The organism is Eisenibacter elegans DSM 3317, assembly GCF_000430505.1.
Classification (GTDB): Bacteria; Bacteroidota; Bacteroidia; order Cytophagales; family Microscillaceae; genus Eisenibacter; species Eisenibacter elegans.
On record NZ_KE387152.1, the window covers coordinates 456,083 to 468,453 of the forward strand.

Here is a 12,371-nt window from a genome sequence, read left to right on the forward strand (position 1 = left end):
AAATTTTGATGCAATTTGATTTGGTAGGGCAAGACCCACAAAGTAGCGCCCGTGCGGGGCAACTCCATACCGCCCACGGAGTGATTGAGACCCCAATTTTTATGCCCGTTGGCACCGCTGGTGCTGTAAAAGGCGTACATGCCCGCGAGCTGGTCGAGCAGGTAGAGGCGCAGATTATCTTGGGCAACACCTACCACTTATACCTGCGTCCTGGTTTAGAGGTGTTGTATAAGGCGGGGGGGCTACACCGTTTCAATGGTTGGCAGGGACCCATCTTGACCGATAGCGGTGGCTACCAGGTCTACTCCTTGGCTGCCAACCGTAAAATCAAGGAAGAGGGCGTTACTTTTACCTCACACATCGATGGGTCGAAGCACGTCTTCACGCCTGAGCGGGTGATGGACATCCAGCGCATCATCGGGGCAGACATCGTGATGGCCTTCGATGAGTGCCCTCCTTATCCTTGTGAGTATAGCTATGCGCAGAAATCGTGGGAGCTGACTTGGCGCTGGCTAAATCGCTGCTGTGAGCGTTTTGACAGCACGGAGCCGCATTATGGCTATGCTCAATATCTTTTTCCGATTGTGCAAGGGGGCTGTTTCAAGGATCTGCGCCGACAGTCGGCAGAGCAAATCGTGTCGCTCGATCGCGCCGGCAATGCCATCGGCGGTCTTTCGGTAGGAGAGCCTGCCGAGCTGATGTATGAAATGACCGCCCTTACCTGCGAGATATTGCCCGCCCACAAACCTCGCTACCTGATGGGCGTAGGCACGCCCGAAAATATTTTGGAAAGCATTGCCCTAGGAGTGGATATGTTTGATTGTGTGATGCCCACACGCAATGGCCGCAATGGCATGCTCTTTACCACGCAGGGTATTATCAATATCAAAAACAAAAAATGGGAAGAAGATTTCAGCCCCCTCGATGAAACGTTAGGAGGCTATGTCAGTACACATTATAACAAAGCCTACTTGCGACACCTCATCATCAGCAAAGAAATATTAGGTGCACAAATTGCCAGTATTCATAACTTACGCTTTTATTTGTGGTTGGTAAGACAAGCCCGCCAACACATCCTCGCCGGCACTTTCAGCACTTGGAAGCCACAGGCCGTCCGACAATTGATGCAACGCCTATGATGAAGCTACTCGACCGATACATCCTGTTCAAATATCTGACTACTTTTGTCTTTGTAGTCGTGCTGCTCATTGCCGTGTTGGTAGTGATTGATATGACCGAAAAGATAGAGGACTTTAGCAGGATGCCTATCAGCTCTTGGCAGATTTTTGAGGAATATTACCTCAATTTCATTCCTTATTATGCCAATATGCTTAGCCCGATTATCGTCTTTATTGCGGCGGTATTCGTAACAGCACGCTTGGCCAGCCATACCGAAATCATCGCGATGGTGGCTAGCGGTATCAGCCTTTTGCGCTTGCTGAGACCCTATTTCATAGGCTCTTCGATGATTGCGGTCTTGGTATTTTTCTTGATTAACTGGGTCATCCCGAAGGCCAACAAAATACGCATCAACTTCGAAAACACATATATTAAGGACAAGTATTACTTCAATCAGCGCAATGTACACTTTCGTATCGGCCCAACAACGTATGCTTATTTTGAAAGCTACGACAACACGGCTCACGTCGGTTATCGATTTACACTCGAAGAAATCAATGGGCTGGACTTGGAGCAGAAGTTGGAGTCGCCCAAAATCTCTTGGAATGCTGAAAAAGGAAAGTGGACGATGGAGGAGTACAAACTGCGAACTATCAAGAATGACCGTGAATCGGTGTTTTTTGGCCGTGATTTGGACACTGCGCTCAACATCAAACCCAAAGATTTCGAGAGTAAGTATATGCTCAACGAACAGCTGACCCTGACAGAACTCAACGCATACATCGACGAGATGATGTTGCGAGGGGCTGACGATATGGAGGTTTATATCATTGAGCGCTATGAACGCTTTACCTACCCCTTTGCCATTATTATCCTGACCATCATCGGGGTGATTGTATCGGCTCGCAAAACTCGCGAGGGCTCCGGCGTACAGATAGCTTTTGGCTTTGTGTTGGCCTTTGTTTATGTGTTGTTTATTATCCTGAGCCGTAATGTCGGTAAACAAGGAAATATTCCGCCGCTGTTGGCTGCGTGGATGCCTAACATCATTTTTTGTATTATTGGATATGTGATGTACCGCCGTATCCCGAAATAACCCCATAATAAATACATATATTGACAGCCATTGTTGAAAAAGCAACCCAGAGCTCCTGCTCCGAGGCAAATAGAGTCCTTATATGGGGATAAAATGAAACTTAGCCCATAGTGTCAACTGTGGGATTTGGAAAATGTCCAGTGGTGTAATCTTGTTATAAATACAGGTAGTTATCCTGTCTGTACTGAAATAAACAAAAAAACAGACTTTATCAACCCTCAATACCTGTGTATACGTATAAAAGGCATCGCCAAACAAGGTTTTATGCCCGATGAGTAGCGTTATTTACTCGACCAGTGTAGCCCAACCCTATGCAATATCTAGGTGAAATTACGAATCGTATAGCTTTTTGAGTAATGTAAGGGTTGGTAAATTACACTTTCGTAACAATTGCCATTGGCGCAAGTTAGTTTTTCTACCTGAAAATAAGTTACTTTACTAAACCCCACCTCAAAAAAGCCAACAGATATGCAGACTTCACAAATTCTAGTGGTAGATGATTTCAAGGGCATCCGTTATGTGGCCAACTTAGTGCTCTCACAGGCCGGCTACAAAGTTATCCTCGCCAACAATGCAGAAGATGCGCTGCGGGTATTATCGGACAATGCCATCGATCTTGTGATTGCCGACCTGAATATGCCCGGAATGAACGGGGTAGAGCTTTCTCAACGTATCCGCCATCAATACACCAACTTGCCTATCTTGATAATGGCCTCTGTGCCCGAGATGCAGCGCAGGTCGATGAAACAAGCCATCGAGCAACTACTCCGCAAAACCGATGTAAGCGGTTGGATGTACAAGCCTTTCCAAACACAGGAGTTGTTGGGTAATGTGCGGGCTGTTTTGGGATAAGCTGTGGCTTCTGTGATGTAAGGAGGCCAACGGCAACACAACCACTGAATATTTTTGACTTTCGTCGTTGTTGTACTCCTGTGGCTTCCTTGTTATGGAAATATATTTGACCACAAAGGACGCAAAGTATGCGCCAAGAGCGCAAAGGAGCACAAATATGGGAGACTTTGTGAACTTGTCGAAAGCCCTTATGTGGTGAAGCAACTTGTTGATTCAAAGCCGAATTAGAAAATGTCCAGTGGTGCGCAACGGCAACATACGTTTCTTAAGCAATAGGTAGTTTGAAAAACCAATCGCGCAGGAGGCACACCAAAGCTAGGGAAGGGGTCATTTTGATAAAAATTTCAAATCTTCTGGGAGATACGTATCTTGCAACATCGGCCTGTTTGTAACCATCCTTACAAGCCGGTGTATTGCTTATGATGACCTCTATTCGTGCGTATCAGGTTGCGGAGAGTATCCACATCAAAAATTTTAGGCAGGCCTTTGCGGCTACCATCCACTCAGGCAATAATTCGGAGTTATTTTATGTGCTTGAAGGGCAACGCTTCCTCTATGTGCTCAACTATGGGGTCATTGTGATGGCCGGTTATGATGAGGTAGAGATGAGCAAAATGCGCAACTTTGTAAAAGATTATGCCGAAAACTGGATAGACAATACGGCCATCTGGGACGACTTCGCCATCCAATGGGATGCTACAGTCAGCAAGGCAGTGTTTCAAGACAATTACGTGCGCCTGTCGCCCCAAGCCGACCCGCTCTATGTCCGTATCGTTATGCTCAACATCGGCCAGTCTGTCGGTTTAGATTATTACGAAAAGCTGACGGACGAAATTCTCCAAAGCACCCAAGGCTATACCAAAGACTTGGAGCGCTTGGGGCGCATCCCTTTGCCCAAGAAAAAGCTACTGAAGTTCATTGGCCGCACGCTCAATGTCAAGAACAGTATCGCCGATAATCTCTATATTCTTGATGATCCTGCCATTGTATGGGAAGACCCTGCGCTCGATTTTTTCAATAAACACCTCAAAGAGGCTTTCGACACCTATCCCCGCTTCAAAGACCTCGACTATCGCCTCAAGATTGTAGAAGATAATCTTCGACTCTTTACCGAAATCTTACAACACCGTGAAAGCAGTCGGCTGGAGTGGATTATCATCGTCTTGATTTTGATAGAAGTCCTGAACCTGATTTTTAAGGAATTGGTGGGCAAATCTTAAACCCCAGCCTAAGTTTGCCCGTTATCACCCATTATTTATTTCTCACAAACTATGTGGTTACACTATGCCCAAGGGGGCGGCTTGGGGCATTTGACCCGTGCCGTAACCTTTTGGCAACAACAACAGTTGCCCCCTGATGACATCTGCCTGATGAGCGCCTCGCCCTATGCGCGTGCGCCCTATATCCCCGATAATATCCGGTTGCTCAATGTACCCCAGTCTTTGGCCTATAGGCCGGAGCAGTACCGCCAGTGGCTGGTAGAGGCAATGGATCGGATGGCCATCCACACACTCTGTATCGATGCTTTTCCTTGGGGTTTGATGGGAGAATGGGCGGGGCTGAGCCAGTGGTTGCCCCAAGTCAAGGTGGTACATCTGGCGCGCCGCTTGCGCTGGGAGGCATATACCCGCGCCCTTCCACCGGCAGCAGACTTGATGCTTGATACTACTTGGTTGCTCGAACCACTGGAGGCAGCGCACGAGGAATGGCTGAGGGCGCACAGCCGCCACTGTATACCGTTTGACTTACACTACCCTGTGCCCGATGTACTCCCCCCAAACATTGCCCAAGAACTGGAAGAGCTACCACACAATGCGCCATTGTGGCTGATTGTACACAGTACCCCTGCCGACGAAGTAGCCTTGCTTTGCCAGTATGCTACCCAAATGGCACAAGAGGAAAATCAACAGCCCGTGTTGCGGATTGTCAGTACGGAGCTGCTGCCTAGCGCTTTGCCGCCGGCTTGGGATTGTTATCCGGCCTCGGCGTTGTTTGCCCGCGCCGACCGCATCTTCACTGGTGGTGGCTTTAACAGTATGCGCCAAATGGCTCCCTACCGCGACAAGCACTACGCGCTGCCCTTCCCCCGGCGCTACGACGACCAACACTGGCGTGTGGCTCATTATCTGCCTTTCAGGCCCAAATCTACCCTAGAGCCGCCCGAAGCGGATGTGTATTTGTGAAGAGAGAATGGCTAAAATTTTCGTAGCTTTGCCCGTGTCATTTCAGAACAACACCCTATGTCCGAAATCGTCTTAAAGGTCGAAAATGTTTGGAAACAATACCGCCTCGGGCTTACAGGCACAGGCACACTGCGCGATGATGTGGCTCGTACATGGGCGCGCTTGCGTGGTAAGGAAGACCCCACCTTGCGCATAGGCGTAGCCAATGACCACCAAAGTACAGAGGGAACCTATGTATGGGCCTTGCAAGACCTCAACTTTGAGGTGCGGCAGGGCGAAGTACTGGGCATCATCGGAAAAAACGGGGCAGGTAAATCAACCTTGCTCAAAATACTTTCTAAAGTAACAGCCCCTACCCGTGGCCATATCAAGGTCAAAGGAAGGGTAGCCTCCTTGCTGGAAGTAGGCACAGGCTTTCACCCCGAACTGACGGGGCGCGAAAATATCTACCTCAACGGGGCTATCCTCGGCATGCGTAAGCGGGAGGTCAAAGCCAAACTCGACGAAATCATCGACTTTGCCGGCGTGGCCAAATACATCGACACCCCCGTCAAGCGTTATAGCTCGGGGATGTATGTGCGGCTGGCATTTGCCGTAGCCGCCCACCTCGACCCCGAAATACTAATCGTAGACGAAGTACTGGCCGTAGGCGATGCCGAATTCCAGAAAAAAGCCCTCGGCAAGATGCAAGATGTCTCCAAAGGCGAAGGACGTACCGTCCTCTTTGTGAGCCATAGTATGGCGGCGGTCGAAAACCTTTGTAGTCGAGTGTTGGTGATGCAACAGGGGACTTTGTCGTTTTCGGGCAACTCTACAGCAGCTATAAGTCAATATATTAGCAGTACTTCGTTTGAAGCATCATCCCGATTGTTTCAAAATGATAGTTTGCGTGCAGGCAGTGGAGATGTCAAAGTGGTAGCCATTGAATTTCGAAATGAAAACAATGAGCCTGTAGAAGCGATACCGGCGGGAGCTGCCTTGCAAGTAGTCTTGCGATTTGTGAATTATCACCCTGAGAAAAAATATAAAATAGTACCGAGCATATCAATTAAGTCATTCACAGACCAAGGGGTAGCCTTGCATCATAGTCGCCTGATTGGCAAAACATATCAAGATTTACCTACTCAGGGAGAATTTAAGCTTATCATACCCAAGTTGCCTCTGGTTCCAAACACATACACATTATCTTATAGTATTATGGATGACGGGCAATTAGTGGATACGTTTGATGCTTCGCTGAGGGTAAATGTACAAGAAAGTAACTTCTATGGGCACGGAGAAATAGTCCCTGCATCACATGGGTTGGTTTTGTTAGAAGGGGATTGGCACATAAATTAAGCTTGAGACCATGATTTTTAAGAAAAAGAAGATTCAGCTTAGTCCTGAGGCTATTGCTAAAAAAGAATACTTATTTTATCTCAATAATATCAACACTGGAGATATTGTGTTTGATGTGGGGGCTAATATTGGAGAGTTGACTTTGTATTATACCAAGTTGGCGGGGGTTGCCGGACAAATACATTCGTTTGAACCTCCCCCCGAAACGTTTCAAAAGCTGCAAACACTTGTCGGTATCATAGCCGCTGACAATGTGTATCTCAATAACATTGCGGTATCAGATAAACAAGGTTTCATAGATTTTCATTTGTATGAAGAGGCATACGCAAGCTGGAATACCTCTGCAATACGGCCATTAGAAAAATATGGAATAGCAGTAAAACCGATTAACAGTATTCAAGTACCTAGCAATACCTTGGATGCGTATTGTGAAGCACATCAAATCACGCATATTGATTTGTTGAAGATAGATGTTGAAGGAGCCGAAATCAATGTCTTGAAAGGCGCAGAGCGGTTATTTAGCGAAAAAAGCGTTAAGTGTTGTTTATTTGAGTTTGGCCAAACTACTCATGATATGGGCTATGAGGCTCAAGACTTTATACAGTTTTTTAAAAAGCATCATTATCAAATAAAAAATATACACCCTGAGCAAATAAGCTTCCCTGTTGGTAACAACGGGATGGCTCAGTTTTCTATCCACATAGCTACACCAAAATAAGCGGATGATCGAAAAATTAAAAAATATCCTAAGGGTTTTACTCCGGCTGCCAGTAGCTGCCGAAATGTTGAAAGCCTATGATAAGATGCTGCTTCAACAACAGCAAGAAATCCCATTATATGAGTCATTTTATGCTGATTTAGAGCAGTTTAATAGTATGGCCAGCCCTGAACAAAAGGCATCAAAAGAATGGCTATACCCTTGTATATATGACAAAACAGACACAACAGGTATAGACCCTACTTATTTTTATCAGGACGCTTGGGCTTTTGAGAGAATCGTTCATAATAAGCCCACCGAGCACGTAGATATAGGCTCACACCATAAGTTTGTAGCACATTTATCCAAAGTGTTGCCTCTGACAATGGTGGACATCAGGCCGTTATCATTGCCGATGGAGAGCATCAAGTTCATCAAAGGCTCAATACTAGACTTGCCATTTGAGAGCAACAGCCTGTCTTCGATATCAAGTTTGTGTGTGGTAGAGCACATCGGGCTGGGTAGGTATGGAGACCCTATTGACCCACAAGGCCCTCAAAAAGCGCTAGCAGAAATTTTAAGAGTATTAAAGCCGGGGGGAGTATTTTATTTGTCTGTCCCTGTTAGCAATAAATATATCACACGGTTTAACGCAGGAGTGATATTTGAACTTGAGTCATTCAAGAAGGAACTGACCCAAAATTATCATATCAATGATTTGAAGTTTATCGTAGGCAATACATTTGGCAATGAGTTTGCCCCGAATGACTATTTTGCAACTACAGGGCTTTTTGAACTTATAAAAAATTAACAACTATGGTGGTTGAAGATTATGTATTAGAATTGCTTCCCAAATTACTCAGACACATAGACAGTAGCAAGAAAGGCTGGTGCATAGATATTGGAGTTGGAACAGCCAAGTTTTATTTTAAGACAATGGCTGTGTCAGGGTACAAGACTCTTGCTGTAGAGCCTTTGCCCATAGCGCAAGTCCGTGAATTGGCAATGGCATTACCTCATACTGTTTTGGAGCAGGCTTGTGTGTGGCATACGGACGGGGAAGTACCTATTTATACAGGGGTTTTTCAAGAAAAAGAACTGCTGGATGTATCCTCTATCCATCAGGATTGGTGGGGAGTAAGCAAAGACAGCAAACAGAAGATGGTACCTGCAATGACGCTCATACATCTGTTGGAAAAACATCAAATAAAATCAGTTACATACCTAAAAGTTGATACAGAAGGGTCTGAATACGAAATACTTACTCAGTTATCAAAGCTTTCAGAAGCCTTACACCCTGCTGTGGTGGAGTTTGAGTATGGCGGTGGAGGCACTAAACAACAAGGGGTAGGGGGCTGGGAGGACAAATATTTCGCCTCAACACTACAGATAATGCGTGAGCTTTTTGAGCTGGGATACCGACACCTATCCATATTTGAACGTGAAAATGATACCTATGTCCAAAAGTATCTCGCGAATACGCAAAGCCTTGAATCTATATTTGAAGCACACTTCGTGTATGGCAATATTTTGATGCACAAAGCAGCAATTGACATTGCTACTATTCAGTCCCCGAGTGTATTTCAAAGAATGTTAAATAAAATCAATTCTCGTAAATGATTGGGGTAAAGTTAAACGGTCGTTTAGGAAATCAGATGTTTCAATATGCTTTTGCGTATACTCAAGCCAGAAAATTTAGAACGTTGTTTTTTTTAGACAAAACACCTCCAAAGCCATCAGATTATCAGCTTGATAGATACTTCACCTTGCGATTAGCAGATGCATTGCAAATGCGTATTGCTAGGAGTCTGTATTGGCGCTTATACCGAACGAAATCTGATTATTCGGAACTCTTACAAACTGGTGATGATGCTCCCGCTGATATTTTAAGCAAGTCGCAAAGAAATGTGTTCTGGAATGGCTTTTTTCAATCAGAGGTATACTTTGATAAGCCTAAAATCAAAGAGTTATTTAAAATAAAAAAAAAGTATAATAAAAATTTTTTAATAAAATACAAGCAGCGCTTCTCCGAACAGAAAACGATTGTTTTGCATATACGCCGAACAGATTATCTAACCTATGGAAGTGAGGAGTTGGGAGGCTTAGACCTAAGTTTGCCAATAAACTACTATACCAAATGCTTGGCCCTGATACCTGATTTATCACAATACACCATCTATGTAATCGCTGATGACATAGATTTTGCTCGCCAAAATCTACAAAACCTACCCAATGTTTATTTTGAACATAATGATGAAATAACTGATTTACAGTTGCTCATCAATGCCGACATACTCATTATCTCCAATAGTACATTTGCTTGGTGGGGGGCTATTCTGAATAAGAAAGCTCATAAACAAATTTTCGCACCTAAGTATTGGCTTGGGTTTAAAGTAAATCGCGAATACCCCATAGGGATTACCTCTCAGGAGTTTATTACAATTGATGTGTATGACTAAGCTAGCCCCCATTGTCTTATTCATCTACAACCGTCCGGAGACCTTGCGGCGCACCTTGGCTTCGTTGCAGCGCAACCCATTGGCCAAAGACAGTGTGTTGTATGTGTTTGCAGATGGTGCCAAGCCGGGAGCAAGTCCACTCGACCTAGCCGCCATCGACGAAGCCCGGCAGTTGGTAACCGCCGCGCCTTGGTGTGGGGAAGTAAAACTCCTCACAAGGGCAGACAACCTAGGGCTGGCACAGGCTATCTATCAGGGAGTTACAGAAGTGATTGAACAATACGGGCGGGCGATTGTGCTGGAAGATGATCTAGAGCTATCTCCTTTCTTCTTAGATTATATGAATGAGGCGTTAGACTGCTATGCCGTTGAGCCTCGTGTATGGAGCATTGGGGCTTGTAATTTCTTCTCTACTCAAGACCACACTCCCGATACTTTTTTTATCCCCATTCCTGATTGCTGGGGATGGGCTACTTGGGCGAATCGCTGGCAGTATTTTGAGCCAGATGCGACCAAGCTTTTGGCGCAACTTCAGGAGCAGCAGCGCTTACTCGACTTTGACTTACACGGTGTTTACAACTTTACCCAAATGCTTCGGGCACAAGTCAAAACAGGCGGCAGCTCTTGGGCAATTCGTTGGCAGGCGCAGGCATACTTACATCGAGCTTTGTCCTTGTATCCAAAGTATGCGCTAGTCAATCACCTGGCCTCATCCAAGGCTACACACGCCAATAATCTTGACCTCTCAGATTACGTAACCTTTCCCACAGCACCGATTCCCGTGTATCGACAGCCTGTGGAGGCCTTGCCCGAAGTGTTACAGGATATGTACCAACGTTATCAGCTGATTTTTAATCAAAGCTTTGTTTATCAAGGGGATAGCGATGCGAAAACAAAAAAAACAATGCTCAAAACCCTCCTCAAAGACTTAATTCCTCCATTGGCATTGAAGCTATACCACCGCTTGCGGGGTACTGCGGCCAAGGAGCAGGCCTTGGTGCAGCAAAAGCGTGCCGCTACGGTCTATTGGCAGGGGAGCTACCCCTCGTGGCAGGCCGCCCAAGCCGCTGCCGAAGGTTACGATGCCCCTCATATTTTGCAAAAGGTACGAGAAGCCACCCTCAAAGTGAAGCGTGGAGAGGCGGCTTATGAGCGCGATTCAGTGGTGTTTGACACCCCGGCGTACAACTGGCCGCTACTGGCCAACTTGCTACACATTGCTCACATCCAAGGTCAGGCGCTAGAGGTGTTGGACTTTGGGGGCGCGTTGGGTAGTGCATACTTTCAGCATCGGCGTTTTTTTGAACCCCTCAAAACCTTGCGCTGGTCAGTAGTAGAGCAAGCGCATTTTGTGGCTTGCGGCCGCAGTGATATTGCCGATGAGCACCTACAGTTTTATGATACCATGGAGGCCGCCTGTCAAGCGCACTCGCCTACGGTGCTCTTTGCTTCTGGGGTGATGCAGTGTTTGCCCGAGCCTTATGCTTGGCTGAAGGAATGTATGGCGCTGGAGCTGCCCTATATCATCTTGGATCGCACGGCGTTTATGATAGATGGTGCAGCGCGGTTGACGGTGCAGTATGTCCCTGCTCACATTTACCAAGCGTCTTATCCGGCTTGGTTTTTAGACTATGCACAGGTTTGCGCGCTGTTGAGCAGCCGCTATTCACTCCTCACTACTTTCGACAATGGCATCACGCCCCCCTTTGTGTTTGAAGACGGCACACGCGGACATTGGCTTGGTATGATTTGGAAAAAACAATGACACACAAACTCCCTTATCTCAATCTTGGCTGCGGCGAGCGCTTTCACCCTACTTGGGTCAATGTAGACTTTCAGTCCAACCACCCTGCTGTACAGGCTCACAACCTCTTACAAGGCATTCCTTTTGCTGATGCCAGCTTTGAGGCCGTATACCACGCCCACGTATTGGAGCATTTTGCCCCCCACGACGGGCAGCAGCTCATCCGCGAATGTTACCGTGTGTTACGCCCCGGGGGTGTTTTGCGGGTGGTAGTACCCGATTTGGAGCAAATCATCCGCCAGTACCTCTTGCAGCTCGAAGCTGCCCTAGCCGGAGACGAGGCCGCCGCCCAACGCTACGACTGGATTATGCTGGAGTTGTACGACCAAGCCGTCCGACACCGTAGCGGTGGGATGATGGCCAAATACCTTTTTCAGGACACCCTGCCACAAGAGGAGTATGTTTTTGAACGCATTGGCGAAGAGGGGCGCTTGTTACGTGCGCGCCATTTTGCCGCTCGTCAAGCACAGCCTGCCGCCGCTCCGGTGGCTTCGTCAAGGCCCAATCCTATCAGGCAACTGCTGAGCAAGGCCAAACAAGCCCTCAAGCGGCTGCTTTTCAAAACCGAGATAGACTTCTACGCCCAACAGCAGGCCTTCGCTGCTGTGGGGAAGTTTAGGCTAGGAGGGGAAGTACACCAATGGATGTACGACCGCTATTCCCTAGGGCGTTTGTTGGCTGAGCAAGGCTTTGGCGATATCAGGGTCGTAACGGCCTTTGAGAGTTACATCCCCAACTGGAATGACTATGGGTTGGAAAGCCATCAAGGGCAACTACACAAGCCCGATTCGTTGTTTATGGAAGCGAAAAAAACAAGTTAAGC

At 46.8% G+C, this 12,371-nt stretch carries 12 protein-coding genes; all 12 read left to right on the forward strand.

The features are described from left to right. Positions 1–8: 8 nt before the first annotated feature. The 12 genes from tgt (at position 9) to G499_RS0112290 (ending at position 12,369) form a co-directional block, all read left to right on the forward strand. Entirely contained in the window at positions 9–1,139 is a 1,131-nt protein-coding gene (gene tgt, locus G499_RS0112230; protein ID WP_027000184.1) for a tRNA guanosine(34) transglycosylase Tgt, read from the forward strand. Then, positions 1,136–2,215, forward strand: coding sequence for an LptF/LptG family permease (locus G499_RS0112235; RefSeq protein ID WP_342663938.1), 1,080 nt, complete (start codon positions 1,136–1,138; stop codon positions 2,213–2,215). The genes tgt and G499_RS0112235 overlap by 4 nt, the downstream gene beginning before the upstream one ends. 468 nt (positions 2,216–2,683) lie before the next feature. After that, a complete protein-coding gene (locus G499_RS0112240; RefSeq protein ID WP_027000186.1) occupies positions 2,684–3,067 on the forward strand; it encodes a response regulator in 384 nt (127 codons plus the stop codon). 419 nt (positions 3,068–3,486) lie between these two features. Beyond that, positions 3,487–4,287, forward strand: coding sequence for an RMD1 family protein (locus tag G499_RS21525; protein WP_245576739.1), 801 nt, complete (start codon positions 3,487–3,489; stop codon positions 4,285–4,287). A gap of 51 nt (positions 4,288–4,338) precedes the next feature. Next, positions 4,339–5,250: a hypothetical protein gene (locus G499_RS19850; RefSeq protein ID WP_051296214.1), complete on the forward strand. Its 912-nt coding sequence runs from the start codon at positions 4,339–4,341 to the stop codon at positions 5,248–5,250. Positions 5,251–5,307: 57 nt separating this feature from the next. Continuing rightward, positions 5,308–6,588 (forward strand): ABC transporter ATP-binding protein, encoded by a 1,281-nt coding sequence (locus G499_RS0112255; protein ID WP_027000188.1) that lies wholly within the window; start codon positions 5,308–5,310, stop codon positions 6,586–6,588. Between the two features lie 10 nt (positions 6,589–6,598). Next, a complete protein-coding gene (locus G499_RS0112260) occupies positions 6,599–7,306 on the forward strand; it encodes an FkbM family methyltransferase (RefSeq protein WP_027000189.1) in 708 nt (235 codons plus the stop codon). Between the two features lie 4 nt (positions 7,307–7,310). Beyond that, positions 7,311–8,096 (forward strand): DUF268 domain-containing protein, encoded by a 786-nt coding sequence (locus G499_RS21205; protein WP_051296215.1) that lies wholly within the window; start codon positions 7,311–7,313, stop codon positions 8,094–8,096. A gap of 5 nt (positions 8,097–8,101) precedes the next feature. Then, positions 8,102–8,905 (forward strand): FkbM family methyltransferase, encoded by an 804-nt coding sequence (locus G499_RS0112270; RefSeq protein WP_027000190.1) that lies wholly within the window; start codon positions 8,102–8,104, stop codon positions 8,903–8,905. Continuing rightward, positions 8,902–9,744, forward strand: a complete 843-nt coding sequence (locus G499_RS0112275) for an alpha-1,2-fucosyltransferase (RefSeq protein ID WP_027000191.1) — start codon at positions 8,902–8,904, stop codon at positions 9,742–9,744. The genes G499_RS0112270 and G499_RS0112275 overlap by 4 nt, the downstream gene beginning before the upstream one ends. Continuing rightward, complete coding sequence (locus G499_RS21210) at positions 9,737–11,509, forward strand: methyltransferase, TIGR04325 family (RefSeq protein WP_161627742.1); 1,773 nt, start codon at positions 9,737–9,739, stop codon at positions 11,507–11,509. The genes G499_RS0112275 and G499_RS21210 overlap by 8 nt, the downstream gene beginning before the upstream one ends. Beyond that, a complete protein-coding gene (locus G499_RS0112290) occupies positions 11,506–12,369 on the forward strand; it encodes a class I SAM-dependent methyltransferase (protein ID WP_035727346.1) in 864 nt (287 codons plus the stop codon). The genes G499_RS21210 and G499_RS0112290 overlap by 4 nt, the downstream gene beginning before the upstream one ends. Positions 12,370–12,371: the final 2 nt, after the last annotated feature.